The sequence below is a fragment of the Streptomyces sp. BK340 genome (genome assembly GCF_007827595.1).
Lineage (GTDB): Bacteria > Actinomycetota > Actinomycetes > Streptomycetales > Streptomycetaceae > Streptomyces.
Map to the genome: position 1 here is coordinate 137,855 of NZ_VISR01000029.1, position 24,123 is coordinate 161,977.

The 24,123-nt window shown below is 72.0% G+C and carries 19 protein-coding genes, 4 tRNA genes, 1 other RNA gene and 1 pseudogene; 10 read left to right on the forward strand and 15 right to left on the reverse strand.

Annotated elements, in window-relative coordinates; translation table 11 throughout:
• Positions 1–42: 42 nt before the first annotated feature.
• The 5 genes from purM to FB157_RS37625 all read right to left on the reverse strand — a co-directional run bounded on the left by purM (position 43) and on the right by FB157_RS37625 (position 4,977).
• Positions 43–1,137 carry a phosphoribosylformylglycinamidine cyclo-ligase gene (gene purM, locus FB157_RS37605; RefSeq protein ID WP_145885216.1) on the reverse strand — a complete coding sequence of 365 codons (1,095 nt, stop codon included), beginning with the start codon at positions 1,135–1,137 and terminating at the stop codon, positions 43–45.
• Between the two features lie 34 nt (positions 1,138–1,171).
• The gene (gene purF, locus FB157_RS37610) at positions 1,172–2,701 is read right to left on the reverse strand and encodes an amidophosphoribosyltransferase (protein ID WP_145885217.1); all 1,530 of its coding nucleotides are present in this window, start codon (positions 2,699–2,701) and stop codon (positions 1,172–1,174) included.
• Between the two features lie 201 nt (positions 2,702–2,902).
• Positions 2,903–3,346 (reverse strand): META domain-containing protein, encoded by a 444-nt coding sequence (locus tag FB157_RS37615; RefSeq protein ID WP_261386794.1) that lies wholly within the window; start codon positions 3,344–3,346, stop codon positions 2,903–2,905.
• 110 nt (positions 3,347–3,456) lie between these two features.
• Positions 3,457–4,254: a maleylpyruvate isomerase family mycothiol-dependent enzyme gene (locus FB157_RS37620; protein WP_145885219.1), complete on the reverse strand. Its 798-nt coding sequence runs from the start codon at positions 4,252–4,254 to the stop codon at positions 3,457–3,459.
• 84 nt (positions 4,255–4,338) lie between these two features.
• Positions 4,339–4,977 carry a TetR/AcrR family transcriptional regulator gene (locus FB157_RS37625; protein ID WP_145885220.1) on the reverse strand — a complete coding sequence of 213 codons (639 nt, stop codon included), beginning with the start codon at positions 4,975–4,977 and terminating at the stop codon, positions 4,339–4,341.
• Positions 4,978–5,073: 96 nt separating this feature from the next.
• Here FB157_RS37625 and FB157_RS37630 point away from each other — a divergent pair, with 96 nt between their 5' ends.
• Positions 5,074–6,609 (forward strand): MFS transporter, encoded by a 1,536-nt coding sequence (locus tag FB157_RS37630; protein WP_145885221.1) that lies wholly within the window; start codon positions 5,074–5,076, stop codon positions 6,607–6,609.
• A 107-nt stretch (positions 6,610–6,716) separates the two neighbouring features.
• Here the strand turns inward: FB157_RS37630 and purL are convergent, their stop codons facing one another.
• From purL to purS, 3 genes are read right to left on the reverse strand one after another with little or no spacing between them, the layout of a single operon-like run.
• Positions 6,717–8,993, reverse strand: coding sequence for a phosphoribosylformylglycinamidine synthase subunit PurL (purL, locus tag FB157_RS37635; RefSeq protein WP_145885222.1), 2,277 nt, complete (start codon positions 8,991–8,993; stop codon positions 6,717–6,719).
• Complete coding sequence (purQ, locus tag FB157_RS37640) at positions 8,990–9,670, reverse strand: phosphoribosylformylglycinamidine synthase subunit PurQ (RefSeq protein WP_145885223.1); 681 nt, start codon at positions 9,668–9,670, stop codon at positions 8,990–8,992. The genes purL and purQ overlap by 4 nt, the downstream gene beginning before the upstream one ends.
• Positions 9,667–9,930: a phosphoribosylformylglycinamidine synthase subunit PurS gene (purS, locus tag FB157_RS37645; protein WP_015659417.1), complete on the reverse strand. Its 264-nt coding sequence runs from the start codon at positions 9,928–9,930 to the stop codon at positions 9,667–9,669. The genes purQ and purS overlap by 4 nt, the downstream gene beginning before the upstream one ends.
• Positions 9,931–10,241: 311 nt before the next feature.
• On the opposite strand from purS, the gene FB157_RS37650 reads away from it, so the two are divergent.
• The 8 genes from FB157_RS37650 (at position 10,242) to FB157_RS37685 (ending at position 14,874) form a co-directional block, all read left to right on the forward strand.
• On the forward strand, positions 10,242–10,559 hold the full coding sequence (locus FB157_RS37650; protein WP_145885224.1) for an Lsr2 family protein: 318 nt from the start codon (positions 10,242–10,244) through the stop codon (positions 10,557–10,559).
• A 155-nt stretch (positions 10,560–10,714) separates the two neighbouring features.
• Positions 10,715–10,786: transfer RNA gene (locus FB157_RS37655), tRNA-Gly, on the forward strand.
• An 82-nt stretch (positions 10,787–10,868) separates the two neighbouring features.
• A tRNA-Gly gene (locus tag FB157_RS37660) sits at positions 10,869–10,941 on the forward strand.
• A gap of 126 nt (positions 10,942–11,067) precedes the next feature.
• Positions 11,068–12,129, forward strand: a complete 1,062-nt coding sequence (locus FB157_RS37665) for an ABC transporter ATP-binding protein (RefSeq protein WP_145885225.1) — start codon at positions 11,068–11,070, stop codon at positions 12,127–12,129.
• Positions 12,126–12,905: an ABC transporter permease gene (locus FB157_RS37670; RefSeq protein ID WP_145885226.1), complete on the forward strand. Its 780-nt coding sequence runs from the start codon at positions 12,126–12,128 to the stop codon at positions 12,903–12,905. The genes FB157_RS37665 and FB157_RS37670 overlap by 4 nt, the downstream gene beginning before the upstream one ends.
• Before the next feature lie 14 nt (positions 12,906–12,919).
• Positions 12,920–14,164 (forward strand): sensor histidine kinase, encoded by a 1,245-nt coding sequence (locus FB157_RS37675; protein WP_145885227.1) that lies wholly within the window; start codon positions 12,920–12,922, stop codon positions 14,162–14,164.
• The gene (locus FB157_RS37680) at positions 14,161–14,775 is read left to right on the forward strand and encodes a response regulator transcription factor (protein ID WP_145885228.1); all 615 of its coding nucleotides are present in this window, start codon (positions 14,161–14,163) and stop codon (positions 14,773–14,775) included. Before FB157_RS37675 ends, FB157_RS37680 begins: the two co-directional genes overlap by 4 nt.
• Before the next feature lie 23 nt (positions 14,776–14,798).
• Positions 14,799–14,874: transfer RNA gene (locus FB157_RS37685), tRNA-Gly, on the forward strand.
• Between the two features lie 39 nt (positions 14,875–14,913).
• Here FB157_RS37685 and FB157_RS37690 read toward each other — a convergent pair.
• The 6 genes from FB157_RS37690 to ffs form a co-directional block, all read right to left on the reverse strand.
• Complete coding sequence (locus FB157_RS37690) at positions 14,914–15,813, reverse strand: phosphoribosylaminoimidazolesuccinocarboxamide synthase (RefSeq protein WP_145885229.1); 900 nt, start codon at positions 15,811–15,813, stop codon at positions 14,914–14,916.
• Between the two features lie 92 nt (positions 15,814–15,905).
• Positions 15,906–17,402 carry a N,N-dimethylformamidase beta subunit family domain-containing protein gene (locus tag FB157_RS37695; RefSeq protein ID WP_145885230.1) on the reverse strand — a complete coding sequence of 499 codons (1,497 nt, stop codon included), beginning with the start codon at positions 17,400–17,402 and terminating at the stop codon, positions 15,906–15,908.
• Positions 17,403–17,634: 232 nt separating this feature from the next.
• On the reverse strand, positions 17,635–19,443 hold the full coding sequence (locus tag FB157_RS37700) for a hypothetical protein (RefSeq protein WP_145885231.1): 1,809 nt from the start codon (positions 19,441–19,443) through the stop codon (positions 17,635–17,637).
• 276 nt (positions 19,444–19,719) lie between these two features.
• Positions 19,720–21,039, reverse strand: coding sequence for a phosphoribosylamine--glycine ligase (gene purD / locus FB157_RS37705; protein ID WP_145885232.1), 1,320 nt, complete (start codon positions 21,037–21,039; stop codon positions 19,720–19,722).
• Positions 21,040–21,215: 176 nt separating this feature from the next.
• Complete coding sequence (locus FB157_RS37710; RefSeq protein ID WP_145885233.1) at positions 21,216–23,501, reverse strand: DNA polymerase III subunit gamma and tau; 2,286 nt, start codon at positions 23,499–23,501, stop codon at positions 21,216–21,218.
• A gap of 59 nt (positions 23,502–23,560) precedes the next feature.
• Positions 23,561–23,659: signal recognition particle sRNA small type (gene ffs / locus FB157_RS37715), an RNA gene on the reverse strand.
• Positions 23,660–23,756: 97 nt separating this feature from the next.
• Between ffs and FB157_RS37720 the strand changes: the two genes are divergently transcribed.
• A tRNA-Ser gene (locus tag FB157_RS37720) sits at positions 23,757–23,844 on the forward strand.
• A gap of 117 nt (positions 23,845–23,961) precedes the next feature.
• Here FB157_RS37720 and FB157_RS37725 read toward each other — a convergent pair.
• Positions 23,962–24,123: pseudogene (locus tag FB157_RS37725) on the reverse strand (DNA-directed RNA polymerase subunit alpha); the annotation flags it as partial.

Consider the following 24,123-nt stretch of genomic DNA (forward strand, 5'->3'; position numbering starts at 1 on the left):
GACCGGGTTCTGTGCTACCCGCAGGTTCAGACGGCGGCGCCTTTAGATTGAATACGTCCCGACCAGCTCCGCGCCGGTCTCCTTGTCGCCCCGGTCGGTGATCTCGCCCGCGACCCATGCGTCGACCCCGCGGTCGGCCAGGGTCGTGAGGGCCACGTCCGTGGACTCCTCCGGCACGATCGCGATCATGCCGACGCCCATGTTCAGGGTCTTCTCCAGCTCCAGGCGCTCGACGTTCCCGGTCCTGCCGACCAGGTCGAAGATCGCGCCCGGGGTCCAGGTGGACCGGTCGACGGTGGCGTGCAGCCCGTCCGGGATGACCCGGGCCAGGTTGGCCGCGAGCCCGCCGCCGGTGATGTGGCTGAACGCGTGCACCTGGGTGGTGCGGGTCAGCGCCAGGCAGTCCAGCGAGTAGATCTTGGTGGGCTCCAGCAGCTCCTCGCCGAGCGTGCGGCCCAGCTCCGCGACCTCCGACTCCAGGGCCAGCCCCGCACGGTCCAGCAGCACGTGACGGACCAGGGAGTACCCGTTCGAGTGAAGCCCGGAGGACGCCATGGCGATCACGGTGTCACCCGTCCGGATACGATCCGCGCCCAGCAGCCGGTCGGCCTCCACGACACCCGTACCGGCGCCGGCGACGTCGAAGTCGTCCTCGCCCAGCAGACCCGGGTGCTCGGCCGTCTCGCCGCCCACCAGGGCGCAGCCGGCGAGCACACAGCCCTCCGCGATGCCCTTGACGATCGCGGCGACCCGCTCGGGGTGGACCTTGCCGACGCAGATGTAGTCGGTCATGAACAGCGGCTCCGCACCGCACACCACGATGTCGTCCATGACCATGGCGACCAGGTCGTGGCCGATGGTGTCGTAGACACCCATCCGGCGCGCGACGTCGACCTTCGTCCCGACGCCGTCCGTGGCGGAGGCGAGCAGCGGGCGCTCGTAGCGCTTGAGGGCGGAGGCGTCGAAGAGCCCGGCGAAGCCGCCGAGGCCGCCCAGGACCTCGGGGCGCTGGGTCTTCTTCACCCACTCCTTCATCAGCTCTACGGCGCGGTCGCCCGCCTCGATGTCGACGCCCGCGCTCGCGTAGCTGGCACCAGTGGCCGCGTGCGGGGCACGCTGATCAAACTCAGCTGACATGACCTTGAGAACTTTCGTGTCGTCCTACGGGGGCTTACGGGCGACGGATCGCGTCGGCCGCGGCCGTGGCGGCCGGACCTGCGGCCAGCTCGGTCTCCAGCAGCTGCTTGCCGAGCAGCTCCGGGTCCGGCAGCTCCATCGGGTACTCGCCGTCGAAGCAGGCGCGGCACAGGTTCGGCTTGGCGATCGCGGTCGCGTCGATCATGCCGTCGATGGAGATGTACGCCAGGGAGTCGGCGCCGAGCGAGGTGCCGATCTCCTCGATGGTCATACCGTTGGCGATCAGCTCGGCGCGGGTGGCGAAGTCGATGCCGAAGAAGCAGGGCCACTTCACGGGCGGCGAGGAGATCCGGATGTGGACCTCGGCGGCGCCCGCCTCGCGCAGCATGCGGACCAGGGCCCGCTGGGTGTTGCCGCGCACGATCGAGTCGTCGACGACGACCAGGCGCTTGCCCTTGATGACTTCCTTCAGCGGGTTCAGCTTCAGGCGGATGCCCAGCTGACGGATGGTCTGCGAGGGCTGGATGAAGGTGCGGCCCACGTAGGCGTTCTTGACCAGACCGGCGCCGAAGGGGATGCCGGAGGCCTCCGCGTAGCCGATGGCGGCCGGGGTGCCGGACTCCGGGGTCGCTATGACCAGGTCGGCCTCGACCGGGGCCTCCTTGGCCAGGCGGCGGCCCATCTCGACCCGGGAGAGGTACACGTTCCGGCCGGCGATGTCGGTGTCCGGGCGGGCCAGGTACACGTACTCGAAGACACAGCCCTTGGGCTTCGCTTCCGCGAAGCGGGAGGTGCGCAGACCGTTCTCGTCGATGGCGACGAACTCGCCCGGCTCGATCTCGCGGACGAAGCTCGCACCGCAGATGTCGAGGGCGGCGGACTCGGAGGCGACGACCCAGCCGCGCTCCAGCCGGCCGAGGACCAGCGGGCGGATGCCCTGCGGGTCACGGGCGGCGTAGAGGGTGTGCTCGTCCATGAAGACGAGGGAGAAGGCGCCCCGCACCTTCGGGAGGACCGTGTGGGCGGCCTCCTCGATGGTCAGCGGCTTGCCGTCCTCGTCGACCTGAGCGGCCAGCAGGGCCGTCAGCAGGTCGGTGTCGTTGGTGGCCGCGACCCGGGTGGAACGGCTGTTGCTGTCGTTCGGGAGTTCGGCGACCATCTCGGCGAGCTGCGCCGTGTTGACCAGGTTGCCGTTGTGGCCGAGCGCGATCGAGCCGTGCGCGGTGGCACGGAACGTCGGCTGGGCGTTCTCCCACACGGAGGCACCGGTGGTCGAGTAGCGGGCGTGTCCGACCGCGATATGACCCTGGAGCGAACCGAGAGAGGTCTCGTCGAAGACCTGGGACACGAGGCCCATGTCCTTGAAGACGAGGATCTGGGAGCCATTGCTGACCGCGATTCCCGCGGATTCCTGACCCCGGTGCTGGAGGGCGTAGAGCCCGAAGTACGTGAGCTTTGCGACCTCTTCACCCGGAGCCCAGACACCGAAGACGCCGCAAGCGTCCTGGGGGCCTTTTTCGCCGGGAAGCAGATCGTGATTGAGTCGACCGTCACCACGTGGCACGGCACCGAGTGTAGGCGAGGTCGACCACTGGTCCGAATTGGGGATGCGCGACGGCAACGGGTGAGGGCTTGCCGATCACCTTGGCGGTTTCTTCGTTTCTGCAGGTCAGCAAGGCTCCGAGGCGGCCGGGACGACCGTCGGCGGCCCTGTGGACGGCAGCTCCGGACCCATTCACCGCATGCATGAGTGAGGTGTCGCACATCATTCTGGTGCGCCGCGGCCGAGGTGCACGACATCACCGTCGCCGTCCGTGAGCGTCAGCTTCCCGTCGTCGGTCCGGGCGGTGAGCGTACCGGTGGTGAGGGTGCGGGCGAAGGCGCGCTCGAAGTCCATCCGCTCCGGGGCGCAGGCCATCCTGGTGGCGCGGATGTCCCCGATCGTGATGCGGTCGCCGCGCACGGTGGCCCGGGCGCCGAACTGGTTGCAGCCGAGGTTGCCGGCCGCGAGTCCGTCCGCGCCGATCCGGATGTGGGCCGTGGCGGGCGCCTGCCGGGTGGTGCCGTCGGCGGTGAGACTGTCCACCCGCCAGTCGACGCCGGTCACGGGCTGCCGTGCGGCGGGCCGGCCGTCCTCCGCCTGCCCGGCCCGGCTGCTGCCGCAGGCCAGCGTGAGCGGGACGAGCACGGCGGCCGCCGTCAGGGTCATGCGCTGCTTGTGCCGGTTCGGCCGGTCGTGCCGGTTCGGTTGCCTGTGCCGGTTCAGTTGCTCGTACCGGTTCATACGGATTCGACGGCCGGTCCGGGCCGCCGGTTCCGTCACGACATGAGCGGCAGCAGGACCCCGATGTCCGCACGCTCCCCGCTCGCGCTGACCTGGGCCTCCTCGACGGCGTCCGTCCAGGCCACGCGGCCGGTGGCGAGCCGGATCCAGGTCAGCGGGTCGGTCTCCACGACGTTGGGCGGGGTGCCGCGGGTGTGCCGGGGCCCCTCGACGCACTGCACGACGGCGTACGGCGGCACGCGCACCTCGGTGGAGCCGCCGGGCGCCTTCACGGCGAGGGCGTCGGCGAGGAGCCGGGTGGCGGCGGCCAGGGCCTGGCGGTCGTACGCCACCTGGAGGCCGGGGACGGCGGCGTTGAGGTCGTCGGTGTGGACGACCAGCTCGACGGCCCGGGTGACCAGGTAGTCGTCCAGGGGCAGTGCGCCCGCGTTGGTCTGCAGGAGCCGGCTGCCGGGGTGTGCGTCGAGCAGGGCGCGCAGGCTCTGCTCGACGTCGGCGAGGTAACTGTCGAGGTCGGGGTGCTCGGCGGCGAGGTTCCGGGTGAAGTCGGCGATCGCGGCGGAGGCGGCGGCGGTGGCGAAGGGCCACTCGACCACCTGGACGTCCTGCTTCGGCGGGGCCGGCAGGTCCAGGGACCGGCGCACGGCCGTGACGGCCATGCCGATGTGCGCGACCAGCTCCCGTACGGTCCAGTCGCCGAGCCGGGTGGGCCGGGCGAACTGCTCGGGCGTGAGACCGCGTACGGCCTCCCGTACGTTGCCGAGCTGGGCGAAGACCGCGGCGCGGGTCTTGGCGGGGTCGTAGCTGCGGGCGCGCTTCTTGGCCGGTGGCATGCGGTGACCCTATGCCTGCCGAGGGCGCGGCTTCAGCCGGATTTCGCCCCGGCCGCGCAGGCCCCTCTGCTGTGCGAGGGCCGCCTACTGCTTCACCGCGTAGTCCTTCAGACCGTTCTCGACCAGGGCGAAGGCGGCGCGGGCGCGCTCGGCGGCGTCGGCGGCGACCTGGTCGGTGCTCTCGCCCTCGGCGATCCGGAAGTGGTGCTCCTCGATCAGGGCGTTGCGGGCGGCGCTGAGGGTGGCGGCCGCGATCGTGGCCTGCATCCGGTCGCCGGTCTCGGCGGCCAGCAGGGCGGCCAGCTCCCGGGTGCCCTTCTGCGCGGCGAGGAAGGCGCGCTCCATCAGCACCGGGGTCTCCCGCACGAGATGGCGCACCTGGCGGGCGAACGGCTCGGGGTTCAGCCCGATGGAGGGGTCGCGGCTCTGCACCATCTCCAGGAACTGCCGGCGCACGGCGGCCACGGCGGACTCGCCCGGCTGCCGCTCGCGCACGGCCCGTGCCGCGTCGCCGAAGTGCTCCTCCATCGGCCGGAAGACCAGGTCCTCCTTGGTGCCGAAGTAGTTGAAGACGGTCATCTTGGAGACCTCGGCGGCGTCGGCGATCTCCTGCACGGAGACGTTGTCGAAGCCCCGCTCGACGAACAGGCCGATCGCGACCTGGTAGATCCGCATCGCCGTCTGCAGCTTCTTGCGCTCGCGCAGCCCCATCGCCTCAGCCATGCGGACACCTTACCGCGATGAAATTTATGCCGGGATGAAGATTGAGCCGAGCTGAAATATTGACTCGGTCCATGAACACACGGCATGGTGATGCCCATGACCGAAACCCAGCGCAAGATCGGCTTCCTCGTCTGTCTCGTCACGATCGTTCTCGCCGTCCTCGACATGCAGATCGTGTCCGCGGCGACCGTGCCGATCGTCCGGGACCTCGATCCGGAGCACGGCGTCGACAAGATCCCGTGGCTGGTCAGCGCCTTCTCGCTGGCGTCGGCCGCGGTGCTGCCCCTGTACGGCCGGCTGTGCGACGTGCTCGGCGCGGGGCGCGTCTTCCTCGGCGCCCTGGGCGCCTTCCTGACCGGCTCGGCGCTGTGCGGCGCGGCCCCCTCGATCGGCTGGCTGATCACGTCCCGGGCCGTGCAGGGCATCGGGGCGGGCGGGCTGATGAGCGTCACGATGGTGGTGATCGCGCAGCTGCAGGGGCCCGGGGACAAGAAGAACAAGGGCGCGGGCACCGGCGGGATCGTCGCCGGCGGCGGCATGGCCGTCGGCCCCTGGCTCGGCGGCTTCCTCGCCGACCACGCGAGCTGGCGCTGGGCCTTCTGCATCAACCTGCCGCTCGGCATCGCGGCCCTCGCCGCCGCGGCCGTGGTCCTCAGGCTCCCGCGCGACACGCACAGCCGCGCCATCGACTTCCCCGGCGCGGCCCTCGCCGCCGCGTTCTCCACCACGCTGCTGCTGGTCACCGAGTGGGGCGGCAATCAGTACGCCTGGGCCTCGCCGCAGATCCTCGCCCTGGGCCTGGCCTCGGCAGCCGCGCTCGCCCTCTTCCTGCACCGCCAGTCCACCGCCGCCGAACCGATCCTGCCGCCCTCGCTGTTCCGCGTCCCCGAGCTGCGCCTTGGCTTCGCGATCCAGGGGCTGATGGGCATCGCCATGACCGGCGCGATGTACTACGTCCTGGTCTACCTCCAGGTCGCCCGCGGCGTCGCCAGCTCCTCCGCCGGGCTGTTCCTCATCCCGATGGCGGCCGGGATCATGGCGGTCGGCACCGTCACCGGCCGGCTCACCGAACGCGGCTGGTCCCAGCGGACCTTCGTGATCAGCGGGTCCGTGGTCACCACGGGCGCCTTCCTGCTCCTCGCCGCCACCGGCACGAACACCTCGCTGTGGCAGCTGCGCGCCGCCCTGCTGCTCGTCGGCATCGGCTTCGGCCAGCTGCTCGGCCAGCTGATCCAGCTGGTGCAGAACGCGGCGCCCCGCCACCAGCTCGGCGTGGCCACCACCGCGATCCGCTTCTTCCAGACCCTCGGCACGGCCCTCGGCGCCGCCCTCTTCGGCACCCTCCTGGGCCGCCTGTACGACGGTCCCGGCGACATCGGCTCGCTCGTGGCCCTGCGGGGCGCCGCACACGCCCGGGGAGTGGCCGCGTACGTCTCCGCGATGGACTCGGTGTTCCTGTGCGGGGCCGCGGTGATGGCCCTGTGCCTGGTGCTGGCGCTGCGCCTGCCGCGGTCCCGCCCGGCGCAGGCTCCGGTCCCGCCGGCGGAGACCGGAACGGCCCGCGGACTCCGTGCCGAGGACCGGGTCCCGTCCGGCCCCGCGGACGTCCGACACGGCACTCGGGCCTCGTGAACCGGCAGCGGACGCCCGGCGCCGGCTTCCCTCGGTGACCGCGCGGCTCAGACGGCGAGGGGCCCGCCCGGACGGATCCGGGCGGGCCCCTCGCGTCGTGCCGCCGCCTAGGCGAGCAGCGCCTCGATGGTGCCCTCGTGCGCCTCGCGCAGCTCGGCCAGGGTCAGCGCGAACTCACCCTGGATCTCGACCACCGCATCCGCGTCGGCCGCCGTGCCGTCCACGACACCGATACGGGCGACCGGGAGGCCCCGGGCACCGCACATGTCGTTGAAGCGGACCTCCTCCGAGCGCGGCACCGCGACGATCGCACGCCCGGCCGACTCGGAGAACAGGAAGGTGAAGGCGTCGAGCCCGTCCGGTACGACCAGACGCGCGCCCTTGCCGCCGAGCAGCGCCGACTCCACGACCGCCTGGACCAGACCGCCGTCGGACAGGTCGTGCGCGGAGTCGATCATGCCGTCGCGGGAGGCGGAGATCAGGATCTCGGCCAGCAGGCGCTCGCGCTCCAGGTCGACCCGCGGAGGCAGGCCGCCGAGGTGGTCGTGGACCACCTGGGACCAGGCCGAGCCGCCGAACTCCTCCCGGGTGTCGCCGAGGAGGTAGATGAGCTGGCCCTCCTCCTGGAAGGCGACCGGCGTGCGGCGGGCGACGTCGTCGATGACGCCCAGCACGGCCACCACCGGGGTCGGGTGGATGGCCACCTCGCCCGTCTGGTTGTAGAGGGAGACGTTGCCGCCGGTCACCGGGGTGCCCAGCTGCTGGCAGGCGTCGGCGAGACCGCGCACCGCCTCCGCGAACTGCCACATGACCGCAGGGTCCTCGGGCGAGCCGAAGTTCAGGCAGTCCGAGACGGCGAGCGGCTTGGCACCGGTCGTCGCCACGTTCCGGTAGGCCTCCGCCAGCGCCAGCTGGGCACCCGTGTACGGGTCGAGCTTGGCGTAGCGGCCGTTGCCGTCCGTCGCGATGGCGACGCCGAGGCCGGTCTGCTCGTCGATGCGGATCATGCCCGAGTCCTCGGGCTGGGCCAGCACCGTGTTGCCCTGCACGAAGTGGTCGTACTGCGAGGTGATCCACTTCTTGGACGCCTGGTTGGGCGAGCCGACCAGCTTCAGGACCTGGTCCTTCAGCTCCTCGGCGGTCTGCGGGCGCGCGAGCTTGTTCGCGTCGTCCGCCTGCAGCTCGTCCTGCCAGGACGGGCGGGCGTACGGGCGCTCGTACACCGGGCCCTCATGGGCCACGGTCCGCGGGTCGACGTCGACGATCTTGCCGCCGTGCCAGTAGATCTCGAGGCGGTCGCCGTCGGTCACCTCACCGATGACGGTGGCGATGACGTCCCACTTGGCACAGATCTCCAGGAAGCGGTCGACCTTCTCCGGCTCGACCACCGCGCACATGCGCTCCTGCGACTCGCTCATGAGGATCTCCTCGGGCGAGAGAGTCGAGTCACGCAGCGGTACGTCGTCCAGGGTCACGCGCATGCCGCCGGAGCCGTTGGAGGCCAGCTCGGACGTGGCGCAGGACAGGCCGGCCGCACCGAGGTCCTGGATACCGACGACCAGCTTCTCCCGGAAGGCCTCCAGGGTGCACTCGATGAGGAGCTTCTCCTGGAAGGGGTCGCCGACCTGGACCGCGGGGCGCTTCGACGGCTTGGCGTCGTCGAAGGTCTCGGAGGCCAGGATCGAGGCGCCGCCGATGCCGTCGCCGCCGGTCCGGGCCCCGTACAGGATGACCTTGTTGCCGGCGCCGGAGGCCTTGGCGAGGTGGATGTCCTCGTGCCGCATCACACCGATGGCACCGGCGTTGACCAGCGGGTTGCCCTGGTAGCAGGCGTCGAAGACGACCTCGCCGCCGATGTTGGGCAGACCCAGGCAGTTGCCGTAGCCGCCGATGCCGGCGACGACACCCGGCAGGACGCGCTTGGTGTCGGGGTGGTCGGCCGCGCCGAAGCGCAGCGGGTCGACCACGGCCACCGGACGCGCGCCCATCGCGATGATGTCGCGCACGATGCCGCCGACACCCGTGGCCGCGCCCTGGTAGGGCTCGACGTAGGACGGGTGGTTGTGCGACTCGACCTTGAAGGTGACCGCGTAGCCCTGGCCGACGTCGACCACGCCCGCGTTCTCGCCGATGCCGACGAGCAGGGCGTCGTTCTCGGGGGCCTTCTCGCCGAACTGGCGCAGGTGGACCTTGGAGGACTTGTACGAGCAGTGCTCGGACCACATGACCGAGTACATGGCGAGCTCGGCACCGGTGGGCCGGCGGCCGAGGATCTCCACGACCCGCTCGTACTCGTCCTTCTTCAGACCGAGTTCGGCCCAGGGCAGCTCGACGTCGGGGGTCGCGGCCGCGTGCTCGACCGTGTCCAGAGGCGTCCGGCTCATGCGTTGACCAGCTTCTTGAGGATCGAGGTGAAGAACGGGAGGCCGTCGGTACGGCCGGTACCGATCAGCGGCTCGACGGCGTGCTCGGGGTGCGGCATGAGACCGACGACGTTCCCGGCCTCGTTGGTGATGCCGGCGATGTCCCGCAGCGAGCCGTTCGGGTTGAAGTCGAGGTACCGGAAGACGACCCGGCCCTCCGCCTCCAGCTTGTCGAGCGTGTACTCGTCGGCGACGTACCGGCCGTCCATGTTCTTCAGCGGGATGTGGATCTCCTGGCCCGCGCGGTAGTCGCCGGTCCAGGCCGTCCCCGCGTTCTCCACCCGCAGCTTCTGGTCGCGGCAGATGAAGTGGAGGTGGTTGTTGCCGAGCATCGCGCCCGGAAGAAGGTGGGCCTCCGTGAGGACCTGGAAGCCGTTGCAGATACCGAGGACCGGAAGTCCGGCCTTCGCCTGCTCGATGACGGACTCCATCACCGGCGAGAACCGGGAGATGGCACCGGCCCGCAGATAGTCGCCGTAGGAGAAACCGCCGGGCAGCACCACGGCGTCGACCTGCTTGAGGTCCTTGTCCTTGTGCCAGAGAGCGACCGGTTCGGCACCCGCGAGGCGGATCGCGCGCTGGGTGTCCCGGTCGTCGAGACTCCCCGGGAAAGTGACGACGCCAATACGAGCGGTCACTTCGCGGCCTCCGCGACTTCCTCCACCTTGACGGTGAAGTCCTCGATCACGGTGTTGGCGAGGAAGGATTCCGCAAGATCGTGGATGCGGGCGAGCGCGGCCTCGTCAACCGGCCCGTCAACTTCCAGTTCGAAACGCTTTCCCTGACGTACGTCCGAGATCCCTTCGAAACCCAGGCGCGGCAGCGCACGCTGGACCGCCTGGCCCTGGGGGTCGAGGATCTCCGGCTTGAGCATGACGTCGACTACGACGCGTGCCACTGGCACTCCCGGTGTGTGGTGCTGAGCAGGTTCCTTCAGACTACCCGCACAAAATTTCTACGCGAGTAGAGTTGTAGGAAACTACGTGAGGCGCATCACGATCGGGTGACAGGCGGGCACCCTCGCGAAAAGTTCTGGGAAAGTTCCACAGGTCCACCCACGACGCCTATTGCACTGGGACACGCTGACGGATTTAGTCGGGCTTCACTTTGCATTGCCGGGCACTGTACAAATGAATTGGCAATAGCCGATACTCGGCACGTCATCGCCGATGAGCTGTATCGACGTGCCGCACGAAGGGACCGATATTCGTGGCGCAAAAGGTCGTGGTCACTCTCTTTGACGACATCGACGGCTCGGAAGCGGCGGAAACGATCGCCTTCGGACTCGACGGCAAGTCGTACGAGATCGACCTGAACGAAGCCAACGCCAAGAAACTGCGCAAGGTGCTCGCGCCCTACGTGGACGCCGGCCGCAAGCGCTCGCGCTCCGGCAAGGCGTACAAGCAGACGGAGGTCGCTCCCGACCCGGCGGCCGTCCGGGCCTGGGCCCAGGCGAACAAGATGGACGTGCCGGCGCGCGGACGCATCCCGAAGAAGGTCTACGAGGCGTTCAGCGCCGCGCAGTGAAGCCCGCGAAGGGGCGGTCCTCAGGGTTCGTCAGCGGACCCTGAGGACCGTGCACTTGGCCGCGCCGGGAACCGACTTGCGCTACCCCCCTGCTGATCAGCTAATGTCTGGGGCACGCCGAGGGGCGAGGCCGAAAGGCCGGATCCCACGGACATGCGGGTGTAGTTCAGTAGCAGAACATCCCCCTTCCAGGGGGAAGGCGCAGTGTGCGATTCCTGTCACCCGCTCTGGCACCGGTCGACACGACCACTCCTGTGGATCAGGTAGGCTGGTGCTCGCACCGATCGGTGGGAGCCGGTCGGGGGCAGTGCGGACGTAGCTCAGTTGGTAGAGCGCAACCTTGCCAAGGTTGAGGTCGCGAGTTCGAGCCTCGTCGTCCGCTCGGGAATGAGACCCCGGTCCATTGGACCGGGGTCTTTTCGTGTGCCCTCCGCCGTCTGACATTTGTCACGCGGGGTGATGACACCGCGCACTGCTCTTCCGGCCCGCGCGCCGGGACGCTGAAGACATGAACACCAACGAACACGAGCACGTGATCGAGGTCACCGACCTCAGGCGTGTCTACGGGGGCGGGTTCGAGGCCGTACGCGGAATCACCTTCTCCGTGGCACGCGGGGAGATCTTCGCCCTGCTGGGCACCAACGGCGCGGGCAAGACGTCGACGGTCGAACTGCTGGAAGGCCTCGCGGCACCGGTCGGCGGCCAGGTCCGCGTCCTCGGCCACGACCCCTACCGGGAGCGGGCCGCCGTACGCCCGCGGACCGGGGTGATGCTCCAGGAGGGCGGCTTCCCCTCCGACCTGACCATCGCCGAGACCGCCCGGATGTGGGCGGGCTGCACCAGCGGGGCCCGGCCCGTCGCGAGTGAGCCGAAGGGGCGCGTCGGTGTCGAGGGTGCGACGGCGCGGAGGCCCGAAGGGCTGAGCACGGTCGCACCCTCGACACCGACTGGAGCGCCCCGGAGGCGAACGAGTCATGGGGCGGCGGAGGTGCTGGAGCTGGTCGGGCTGGCCCGGAAGGGCGACGTACGGGTCAAGCAGCTGTCCGGTGGCGAGCGCCGGCGCCTGGACCTGGCGCTCGCCCTGCTCGGCGACCCCGAAGTGCTGTTCCTGGACGAGCCGACGACCGGGCTCGACGCCGAAGGCCGCCGGGACACCTGGGAGTTGGTGCGCGGCCTGCGGGCCGCGGGCACGACCGTGCTGCTCACCACGCACTACCTGGAGGAGGCGGAAGGCCTCGCCGACCGGCTCGCCATCCTGCACGAGGGGCGCATCGCCGCGTCCGGAACCCCGGCCGAGGTCACCGCGGGCCGGCCCTCCCGGATGTCCTTCGAACTGCCCGACGGCTACTTCCTCGGCGATCTGCCGCCCCTCGCCGACCTCGGCGTCTGCGGGCACGAGAACGACGGCCGCCTCGTACGGCTGCGTACCCGGGAGCTGCAGCGGACCGCCGCCGGGGTGCTGGCCTGGGCCGAGCGGGCCGGGGTCGAGCTGCGCCGGCTCGATGTGCGCTCGGCCTCGCTGGAGGAGGCGTTCCTCGGGATCGCGCGGGAGCAGGAGGTCATGGCATGAGCACTCTCACGTGGGCACCGGCGGGCCGACGGCTGCGGGCGCTGGCCCGCGCCGAACTCGCCCTCCTCGGCCGCAACCGCGGCGTCGTCCTCACCGCGCTCGTCATGCCGCTCGCCCTGCCGTTCAGCGTGCGGCCGGCCCTCGACCAGATAGACCTGAAAAAGGAAGGGCTCTCCGTCGGCGCGGTGATGATGACGGCCGCGGTCGGCTTCTCCTTCCTCTTCGCCGTCTACACCTCCCTGGTCAACGCCTACGTCGCCCGCCGCGAGGAACTCGTCCTCAAACGGCTGCGCACCGGCGAACTCTCCGACGCCGAGATCCTCACCGGCACGGCCCTGCCGGCCGTCGGCATCGGCCTCGCCCAGTCCCTGCTGCTGTGCGCGGGCTGCGCGGTGCTGCTGCACACCGGGGCGCCCAAGGCGCCGTACCTGACCCTGCTGGGGCTGGTGGCGGGGCTCGTGCTGAGCGCCGCGCTGGCCGCGCTCACCGCGTCCGTGACCCGAAGCGTGGAGAGCGGCCAGGTCACCGCGCTGCCGCTGGTGCTCTTCTCGATGATCGGCTCCGGCATCGCGATCCCGACCGAGGTCCTGCCCGACCGGCTCGCCTCCGTCTGCGAACTCCTTCCGCTGTCCCCCGCGATCCGGCTGGTCCGCGCGGGCTGGACCGGCCAGTTGAGCACGTACGAGGTGCTGGGCGCCGTGGCGACCACCCTGGCCTGGACCGTCGTGGCGGTGTTTGCTGTACGGCGGTGGTTCCGGTGGGAGCCGCGGCGCTGAGCACGGGGGCACACATGGTCGGGCGGATACGGCGGTGGCAGCAGCGGCACTGGGGAGAGCGCAGCAAGGCCGAGCGGGTCGAGCTGTACAGCCTCCTCACCTGGTACAGCACGGTCTGGTTCATCATGGGCTGCTGGCTGTTGCTGCCGCTGGTCGGCGGCGGTCTCGCCCACCGGCCGGTGGCGGTCGTCCTCGGCGCCCTCGTCGCCCTCGCCGGGATCCTGCAGTGCGTGCTCTCGAACAAGCTCACCAGGACCGCGCTCGACCACTACCTCGGGCGCGCCGACCTGCCGGCCGGCACGTACCGCACCCCGGCCGTCCTGCTGGGGCTGGCCCTGGCGCTGCTCGTGGCGCTCGCCGGGCTGGACGCGGCCACCCCGATGGCGATCCGGTTCTCGATCGGCGGCCTGCTGCTCCCGTTCGCGCTGCTCTACGGACTCACGGTCCCGGTCGGGGTGTTCCTGCGCCGGTCGGCGGTGTTCACGGTCCTGCTCACGGCTGTCATCGGGCTCGCCGACCGCGACGCCCCCGGCCTGGTGGCGACCGCCCTGATCATCGCCTTCCAGGTGGTCTTCGCGCTGCTCGCGGGCCGCTGCGGCGCCTGGACCCTCGCCGTGCTGTGGGAGGCGGAACGCGCCCGGGAGATCGAGGCCCGGCTCGCCGTCGCCGAGGAGCGGCTGCGCTTCGGCCGCGATCTGCACGACGTGCTGGGGCGGAACCTCTCCGTCATCTCCCTGAAGAGCGAGCTGGCCGTCCAACTCGCCCGGCGCGGGCGGCCGGAGGCCGTGGACCAGATGATCGAGGTGCAGCGCATCGCCCAGGAGTCGCAGCGGGAGGTGCGGGACGTCGTACGCGGCTACCGGGAGGCCGACCTTCTGGTCGAACTCGCCGGTGCGCAGGGCGTGCTGACGGCTGCCGGGATCGTCTGCGAGGTCCGCGCCGAGGCCGGCGGGCTGCCCGCCGAGGTGCAGTCCGCGCTCGGCTGGGTGGTGCGCGAGGCGGCCACCAACGTGCTGCGGCACGGGGACGCGGGGCGGTGTGCGCTGAGGCTGGGGGTGCGGGAGGGACGTGTGGTGCTGACGGTGGAGAACGACGGGGCGGCGGACCCGACGGGCGGGGGCGGCTCGGGACTCGCCGGACTGCGGGAACGGCTGGCCGCCGTGGACGGGACGCTGGAGGCCGGGCTCGTCGGCAGGGACCGGTTCCGGCTGGTGGCCGAGGTACCGGTGAAACAGGAAGTGAGTGGAGTCACCTCATGAGCAGCCCGGTACGGCTGTTGCTCGCCGACGACGAGCATCTGATCCGGGGCGCACTGACCGCCCTGCTCTCCCTGGAGGACGACCTGATCGTCGTCGCGGAGGCGGCGAGCGGGCCGGAGGCGCTGGCGATGGCGCGCGCGCACGAACCCGACGTGGCCGTGCTCGATCTGCAGATGCCGGGCGCCGACGGTGTGAAGGTCGCCACATCCCTGCGCGCCGAACTGCCCGGCTGTCAGGTGCTGATCGTCACCGGTCACGGTCGGCCCGGGCACCTGAAACGGGCCCTCGCGGCCGGTGTGCGGGGGTTCGTCCCGAAGACGGTCAGCGCCCAGCGGCTCGCCGAGATCATCCGGACCGTGCACGCGGGAAACCGCTACGTCGACCCGGAGTTGGCCGCCGACGCGATCTCCGCCGGGGACTCCCCGCTGACCGCGCGGGAGGCCGAGGTGCTGGAGCTGGCGGCCGACGGCGCGCCGGTCGCGGAGATCGCCGAGCGGGCCGCGCTGTCGCCGGGAACCGTGCGGAACTACCTCTCCTCGGCCGTCACCAAACTCGGTGCGGAGAACCGTCATGCGGCAGTGCGTCTCGCACGCGACCGAGGTTGGGTATAGTTGGCCTCGCGCCACGGCGCACTGCGGACGTAGCTCAGTTGGTAGAGCGCAACCTTGCCAAGGTTGAGGTCGCGAGTTCGAGCCTCGTCGTCCGCTCCACAGCGAAAGGCCCCCGGTTCTCACCGGGGGCCTTTCGCGTTACGCCCAGCTCATGCCCGTCAGGCGCTCGTACGCCTCCACGTACTTCGCCCGGGTCGCGTCCACGACGTGCTGCGGCAGCGGCGGCGGGGGCTGCTCGCTCCTGCGGTCCCAGCCGGACTCGGCCGAGGTCAGCCAGTTGCGGACGAACTGCTTGTCGTACGACGGCTGCGCGCGGCCCGGCTGCCACTGGTCGGCCGGCCAGAAGCGCGAGGAGTCCGGGGTGAGGACCTCGTCGGCGAGGACGAGCGTGTCGCCCTCGAAGCCGAACTCGAACTTGGTGTCCGCCAGGATGATCCCCCGGTCGCGGGCGATGTCCCGGGCGCGGGAGTACACGGCGAGCGTGGCCTGGCGCAGCTGGGCCGCGGTCTCGGCGCCGACCTGGCGGGCGACCTCCTCGTAGGAGACGTTCTCGTCGTGCTCGCCGACCTCGGCCTTGGTGGCCGGCGTGAAGATCGGGCCGGGCAGTTCCGAGCCGTCGACCAGTCCTTCGGGCAGGGCGAGGCCGCAGACGGTCCGGGACTCGTCGTACTCGACCAGGCCCGAGCCGGTGAGGTAGCCGCGGGCCACGCACTCCACCGGGACCATCTTCAGGGACTTGCAGACCAGCGTGCGGCCCGCCCAGTCGGCGGGGGCGCCCTCCGGGAGCTCGGTGCTCAGCACGTGGTTGGGGGCCAGGTCGCGCAGCTGGTCGAACCACCACAGGGAGAGCTGGGTGAGGACGCGGCCCTTGTCCGGGATCTCCGTGGGCAGCACCCAGTCGTACGCGGACATTCGGTCGCTGGCGACCATCACGAGGTCGCCCGCCTCGTTCTGGTACAGCTCGCGCACCTTTCCGGTGTGCAGGTGCACCAGGCCCGGAACCTGGATCGGCTCGGGCTTTTCTACGAATCCGGACACGGTTCCTCCCCGTGGTTCTGTCCAAGTGCCTCGATTCTCCCTTATGCGGACGCTCGGTTTCGGCCAGGGGGGCGGTGGCGGTCCGCCGGGGGTCAGTCCCGTTTGCAGATGCGGTCCAGCAGGTTCGCCGTGGCCCGTTGGATACGGGGGTCCACATGGCCCGGGCGGTCCAGGGACGGGGACCAGGCGAAGGTGCCGGAGGCGAACACCCAGGCGCCGGAGGGGGCGCGGTAGAGCGAGGTCTCCTGGTGGCGCAGGGCTCCGTCGTTGTCGGTGTAGGGAGAGTGCGCGAGCAGGATGCGCTCCTCGTGCTCGGGCAGCGGGGTGCGCGGGAAGTAGCGGTCGGCCTCCCCGGCGACCAGGCCCTCGATCTCGTCGCCCTCGTGCGCGCCGGTCGCCTCCCACAGCCAGTGGCCCGCGTTGCGGACGATCAGCGGGTACGGCTCGGGGACCCGGCCCGCGTACTGGATGCCGACCAGCTGCTGCTCGGGCCGGTCGATCTCGCGCCACAGCACCGGCCTTCCGGGGCCCTTGCGCTTGCGGCAGGTCAGCAGCCGGTCGGGGACACCGGACGGCGAGGGCCCCAACTCCACCTGCCAGTACATGGTGTTGGCCGAGAGGAAGACCAGCGAGGTGCCGCGGTCACGGGCGTCCTCCACGGCGCGGCGCATCGGCAGCGACCAGTACTCGTCGTGGCCCGGGAAGACCAGGCCCCGGTACCTGCTGGGGTCGACGCGGCCGGCGTGCAGGTCGCGGGCGTCGGCGTAGGCGATGTCGTAGCCGTAGCGCTCGGCCCAGCGGATGAAGTCGTAGGCGTGGCCGACGTGCAGGGGCAGGCCCGCGCCCGCGTACGGGCGGTCGAAGGAGACCGTGGTGGCCGCGTCCGCCTCGCCGAGCAGCCGGCCCTTCTCGTCCCAGGCGTGGTAGAGGCTGGCACCCGTGTGGCCGTCCTCCGGGTAGAGGTTGTACGCCTGCCACGTGATGTCGGGCAGCAGCAGGAGCAGGTCGGCCGGGTGGTCGTCGCGGACCGTGAACGGCACGTGGGAGCGGTAGCCGTCGACGGTGGTGAGGACGGCCACATAGGCGCCGATGCTCCAGTGGGAGGGCACCTGGAGGCGCCAGGACAGCCACCAGTGGTGACAGGAGACCGTGCGGTCGGCGGCCAGCGGCGCGGGCTGGACGATGCCGGAGAGCCGGGGGCTCGTGGTGATCTTGGCAGCGCCGTCGCCCCCGTAGTGGCCGATGCGGTAGATGTCCACGCTGAACTGCTGGGGCGGGTCGACCGTGATGTGGAAGTCGATCGCCGCGCCGGGCGTGACCGCGCCGGAGGAGGTGAAGCCCTTGATCTGCCGGTGCACGTCGTCGGCCGAGCGGGGGCCGGAGCCTGCCGTGCGCGGCGCCGGGACGCGCGGCCGCTCCCCGGCCGGCTGCTGCGGGCTCGGGTCGACGTACCAGGGCACGACGTGTCCCGTGTCGTCGAAGTAGGTCTCACTGCCGCGCAGCCAGGGGACCGGGCCCAGGCCGAAGGGGTCCGTGACGGCGTGCGCGAGTGCTCCGGACTCCCAGCGGCGGATGTGGTCCGAGGCCATGGTCGCTCCCCTCCCTCATGCCCCCGTGTCGCTCTGACGGTGGTGCGGTGTGGTGCTCGGTGATGCTGTCGTATGTCGCATGCGCTTGCCATGTGCGAGGTCGATCCCCAGCACATCACATAACGCATGGGTCTGGTCACTATTCGTTGCGAATTGACCTGAAGTGGAAGACGCTTCTCCGTTACAACGCCCAGGCCGCCGGGTACTCCACGGCATTCGACTCTGTCCGGATTCAGACGAGCCGCACCGGCTTCTCCGGGCGTATCCCGGACGCGGCCAGCCAGTCGCGCAGGGGGCCCGGATCTCCCTCCTCGATCAGGCTGAGCACCTTGGGCGCGAGGTCGCCGGCTCGTTCGCCGCCCAGCAGCAGGGAGGGGCCGTCGAGCCAGTCGAGACCGGGGACCGCCCCGGCCGTGTCGACGGCGGCGCAGCACACCATCGCCGTGACGTGATCGGCGAGCAGGTCACGGGCGGTACGCGGGGGCTGCAACGGGAACAGGGGGAGCGCACCGTCGTCCCACAGGGCGCTGTCGGGGCCCTGGCCGACGGCGGTCGCGCCTCTCGGCACGGCGGCCTCCTCGCGGGCCAGCGCGGCGGTCAGGACCGCGGCCAGGGCGGCGCTGCGTTCCGTACCGGGGTCGGCGTCCTCGGGCGGGTCCGCCTCGGCTTCCTTGTCGTCGCCGGGTGCGAGTGGCCCCTGTGGGGCGTGCTCGGCGCCGGCGGCCGGCGGGGCGTTCCGATCGGGGGGGTCGGTCAGGTGGTCCAGGACGCGGGCCAAGGTGGGGCCGGCGGCCTCGGGAGCCGTGGGGTCGGCGGTGGGGCGGACGCCCAGGGAGTCCAGGACGCGGTGCAGGCGGGCCGCGTCGGCGCGCCAGGTGCGGTCGACGACCTCCTCCGGGTACGCCTGCCAGTCCACCGGGGCCCAGTCCGGGCCGCACTCGGCCGGGCCGCCGTGGAAGAGGCGGGCCGCGAGCAGGGAGGCGGCCTCGTCCACCGTGCCCGGCTCCTCCAGGAGATCGCAGGCGGGACGCTCGCCGAGGCGGGAGGCGAAGCCCTCGGCCAGCCGGTCGCGCCGGGACAGCTCGGTGAGCGCGGCCACGACGCCCGCGTCCAGCCGGGCCGGCCAGCGGCCCATGCGCCACGCGGGCAGCGCCACCCGGGTCAGCAGCCGGTCCCAGCCCGCGTAGGCGAGACCGACCTGCTCCTGGGCGACGATCCGCAGTCCGTAGTCCACGGTCTGCGCGCGCTCGGCCGCCGCCGCCGCGACCCCGCGCTCCATCAGGGCCGCGTGCTCGCGGCAGCCGCGCAGCAGCAGCCGGGCGACCCAGCCGACGGCCGCGCACACGACCCGGGTGAGCGGGCAGCGGCCGGGCGTCGAGGCCACGGCGACCGCCGCGTCCAGACCGCGCACGAAGCGACGGGCGGCGGCTATGTCCGGGTGCGCGGAGGGGCCCGTACCGGCGACGACCGGGGCGAGTACCGCGCGCAGCTCGCCGACGCGCATCCACCACAGGAACGGGGAGCCGATGACGAGGACCGGGGCGGTGACGGCTCGGCGGTGGGCGCCGAGACCGGAGCCCTGGCCCGGGCCCGCCAGCTCGTCGTGCACCGGCCGCGGGGGCGGGCCGTGGGCCGGGTGGGTGCGGTCCTCCAGCCAGCTGTCGCAGTCCGGGGTGAGCGCTATCGCCGAGGGCGCGGGGACTTCGAGCCGGTCGGCGAGGTCGCGCACCAGCCGGTACAGGTCCGGGGCGGAGTCCTCCGGGATCGGGACCGTGGGGGTCACGGCGGGGCGGGCACGGGCCACGACCAGGGCGATACCGGCGGCGGCCAGCAGCACGACCACGGCCAGCACGCCCACGACCAAGCGGGCGGCGGACCAGACCGGGCCGACGAAATGGCCGGTGGAACCGCCGGTCAGCAGGATCACCTCGGCGGCCGCCGGCAGCACGGCCACGGCCAGCGCCCGGCCGCGGATGCGCAGCACGGCGAGGGCCCGCGAGCGCGCGGCCTGCGCACCCACCTCCACACCGATTCCGGTCACGAGCGGACTCCACCCCCTCCCTGCGGATCCCACGCTGTCCTGGCGTTGCTCACTCCCCCACTGTGGCACCCGGCACCGACATCGCAATGCCGGTGGGCCAAGTGCCGGAACGCTTGCGCCGCACCCTAGTTGGGGCCTCGGCCCCCGTCAGCCGGATGGGCGATTGCTCACTCGATGGAATGGCTTTGGTCAGAGGTGGATGACAGACAGCAAAGATCAGGCCCCGGATATTCGTCCGGGGCCTGAGTGGGTACGGGATGCGCTTGACCGGCGGTTCTACGCCTCCGTCGACTCCCCGGCCGACTCGGCTTCCTTTGCGCCCGCAGCCTTCGCCGCGATGTCCGTGCGGTGCTGCGAACCGTCCAGGCGGACGCGGGCCACCGCCCGGTAGGCCCGGTCGCGGGCCTCGGCGAGGTCCTCGCCGGTCGCCGTGACGGACAGCACCCGGCCGCCCGCGCTGACGACGGCGTCACCGTCCCGCTTCGTCCCGGCGTGCAGGACGTAGGCGTGCGGGGCGTCCTCGGCGGCCACCTCGTCCAGGCCGGTGATGGGGTCGCCGGTGCGTGGGGTGCCGGGATAGTTGTGCGAGGCGATGACCACCGTGACGGCCGCGTCCTCGCTCCAGCGCAGGGGCGGCAGGTTGTCCAGGGTGCCGTTCGCGGCGGCCAGCAGGACACCGGCCAGCGGGGTCTTCAGGCGGGCCAGCACGACCTGGGTCTCGGGGTCGCCGAAGCGGGCGTTGAACTCGATGACCCGGACGCCGCGCGAGGTGATCGCGAGCCCGGCGTAGAGCAGACCCGAGAAGGGCGTGCCACGGCGGCGCAGCTCGTCCACCGTCGGCTGCAGCACCGTCTCCAGCACCTCTTCGACCAGCTTGGGGTCCGCCCACGGCAGCGGGGAGTACGCGCCCATGCCGCCGGTGTTCGGGCCCTCGTCGCCGTCCAGGGCGCGCTTGAAGTCCTGCGCGGGCTGGAGCGGCACCACGGTACGGCCGTCGGTGATGGCGAACAGGGACACCTCGGGCCCGTCGAGGAACTCCTCGATGACGACCCTCCCCCGCTGCCCCGAAGGCGCGGGAGGTTCCCCCATGCAGCCGGCGGCGTGGTCCTTGGCGGCCTGGAGGTCGTCCGTGACGACGACACCCTTGCCGGCGGCCAGCCCGTCGTCCTTGACCACGTAGGGGGCGCCGAAGGCGTCGAGGGCCTCGGCGGCCTCCTCCGCCGTGGTGCAGACGTACGACCGGGCCGTGGGCACCCCGGCCTCCGCCATGACGTCCTTGGCGAAGGCCTTGGACCCCTCGAGCTGCGCGGCCTCCCCGGAGGGGCCGAACACCGGGATGCCCGCCTCGCGCACGGCGTCGGCGACACCGGCGACCAGCGGGGCCTCCGGACCGACGACGACGAGGTCGGCTTCGAGCCGGCCGGCCAGCGCGGCCACGGCCTTGCCGTCGAGCGCGTCGACCTGGTGCAGCTCGGCGACCTCGGCGATGCCGGCGTTGCCGGGAGCGCAGTGGAGCGCGGTGACGTCGGGGTCGAGGGACAGGGAGCGGCACAGGGCGTGTTCGCGGGCGCCGGTACCGATGACGAGGACCTTCACGGGGGTCAGCCTAATGGCAAGGTTGCCGAAGGTCGGGGGGCGGGGAAGCTGTACCTTCCTACGAACGAGGTGGTGCCGGTGCGGGCCTCTGCCTGGGGGCTGCCGCCCCCGGCCCACCGTTTCGGCACGGACGGCCTCGTCCCGGAACGCCGGACGGGCCGCTCTCGTGCCCGCACCTACTCGTTCGAGAACTCCTCCACCACCGTCGCCCCCAGCTCCCGCACGATCAGTTCGTGGCCGGACATGGCCGACTCGTTGAGGTCGGGGTCGTCGTCCTCGGGGATGTCGTCCTCGGGGGCGACGGGGGGCGGCTCGGGGGCCGAGGCGGCCTGCGGCGCGGAGGGTGCCTGGTACTGGGGCCGGGCGGGTCCCTGGGGCGCGGCGGGCGCGGGGGCCGCCGGCTGGGGTGCCGCGGGGCGCGTCGCGGCCGGGGCGCCGTGGCCACCGCCGGCGGGCGCGCCGCCGTAGGCCGCGCCGCCGCCTCCGCCGAAGCCCGGGGAGCCGCCGGACGGCGGGGGCGCCGAGCCGCCCGAGGGGTCGACGACCGCCTCGATCTTCCACTGCACGTTGAACTGCTCGGCCAGCGCCTGGCGCAGCACGTCCTCGCTGCCGCTGCTCGCGAAGTTGTCCCGGGCGCCGGCGTTGACGAAGCCGAGCTGGAGGGTGGTGCCGTCGAAGCCGGCCACCTGGGCGTTCTGGCTGAGCAGGATCCAGGTGAAGCGGCGGCGGTTCTTGACGGCCTCCAGGATGTTCGGCCAGAGCATGCGGGGGTCGAGGCCCCCGGCGGGGGCGGCGGCCGGAGCCGGGGCCGAGGGCGCCGCCGGGGCAGCGGGTGCCTGGTACGGGGTCTGGGGCGGGGCCGGCGCGGGGCTCTGCGGGGCGCCGCCCGCGGGAGCGGCCGTGGGCCAGCCGCCCGGACGTCGGCCGCCGCCGGCCTGGGCTGCCGTGGGCCACGCGCCGGGGGCGGCAGCGGCGGGCGGAGCCGAGGCCGCCGCCGGGGCAGGGGCCGCCGGGGCAGGGGCGGCCGGGGCGACGGCCGCCGGAGCGGGCGCCACAGGTGCCGGAGCCGGTGCCGGGGCGGGCGCAGGAGCAGGCGCAGGGGCCGTGGGCGCCCCTCCAGACGGGCCGCCGGGGCCGCCCGGGCCGACGGGGCCACCCTGGGCACCCGAGGCCCGTACGGCCGCACGAGCGGCGGCGGGTCCGCCGCCGGGCTGCACGGGCGCACCGCCCTGGGCCGTGCCCGCGTGGGCCTCGGGGCCGGGGACGTACCCCATGGCGGGTGCGGCACCCGCGCCCACGAAGTTGACGCCGCGCTCCAGACGGTCGAGGCGGGCCATCACGGCCCGCTCGTCCCCGTAGGCGGCCGGGAGCAGGACGCGGGCGCAGATGAGTTCGAGCTGGAGGCGGGGCGAGGTGGCGCCGCGCATCTCGGTGAGGCCCTCGTTGACGAGGTCCGCGGCGCGGCTCAGCTCGGCCGCGCCGAAGGTGCCGGCCTGGGCCTGCATGCGCTCCAGGACGTCGGCCGGGGCGTCGATGAGCCCCTTCTCCACCGCGTCCGGCACGGCCGCGAGGATCACCAGGTCCCGCAGCCGCTCCAGCAGGTCGGCGACGAAACGACGCGGGTCGTTGCCGCCCTCGATGATCCGGTCCACGACCTCGAAGGCGGCGGCGCCGTCACCGGTGGCGAAGGCCTCGACGACGGAGTCGAGGAGCGAGCCGTCGGTGTAGCCGAGGAGGGAGGTGGCCATGGCATAGGTCACACCTTCTTCCCGCGCACCGGCGAGGAGCTGGTCCATGACGGACATGGAGTCACGCACGGAGCCGGCGCCGGACCGCACGACGAGCGGCAGCACACCCTCCTCGACGGGGATGTCCTCCCGCCGGCACACCTCGCCGAGGTACTCCCTCAGCGTCCCCGGGGGCACCAGCCGGAACGGATAGTGATGCGTACGTGACCGGATCGTCCCGATAACCTTCTCGGGCTCGGTGGTGGCGAAGATGAACTTGAGGTGCTCCGGCGGCTCCTCGACGACCTTCAGCAGCGCGTTGAAGCCGGCCGACGTGACCATGTGGGCCTCGTCGATGATGTAGATCTTGTACCGGCTGGAGGCGGGCCCGAAGAAGGCCTTCTCGCGCAGCTCACGGGCGTCGTCCACACCACCGTGCGACGCTGCGTCGATCTCGATGACGTCGATGGACCCCGGCCCGTTCCTCGCCAGGTCCTGGCACGACTGGCACTCGCCGCACGGGGTGGGCGTGGGACCTTGCTCACAGTTCAGGCAGCGCGCCAGGATCCGCGCGCTGGTCGTCTTGCCACAGCCACGCGGCCCGCTGAACAGGTACGCGTGATTGACCCGGTTGTTCCGCAGCGCCTGCTGCAGCGGGTCGGTGACATGCTCCTGCCCGATGACCTCGGCAAAGGTCTCCGGGCGATAGCGGCGGTACAGCGCGAGAGACGACACGCATACGAGGTTATAGGCGCCCACCGACAACCCACCCCGCCGAAGGCTTCCGCCCGGCACACGCAAGCGCCCCCCACGCACCCGCCAGAGCCGACCTACCCTTGCTGCCTTCCGGCCCTGGGGGAGTTCAGTCAGATAGCGCCGCGTGAGGGGCTGGGCCCCACAGTACCCGATCGCGGCCCGGGTACTGCACCCGATGACAGCCTGCGGGAACGAGTTCGCGAGCACTCCCCTCGGTCATGTAATGTTCCCACCGGAGGATTCGCCTAGAGGCCTAGGGCGCACGCTTGGAAAGCGTGTTGGGGGCAACCCCTCACGAGTTCGAATCTCGTATCCTCCGCCAGTGCCTCACCGGGCACGATGTCGAAGGGCCCCACTGTTCGCAGTGGGGCCCTTCGACTTTGCCCGTCCCGGTCGGACGTGCGGGCGGCCTTGCGGAGCAAGACCGCCCGGTAGGCGCTCAGTACTGCTCGGTCTCCATGAAGCCCGTGCCCCCGTTGTCGTCCGCGTCGAAGGCGGCGGCGGTCGGGTCGAATCCGGGCGGGCTGTCCTTGAGGGCCAGGCCCATGCCGGCCAGCTTCGCCTTGACCTCGTCGATGGACTTCGCACCGAAGTTGCGGAT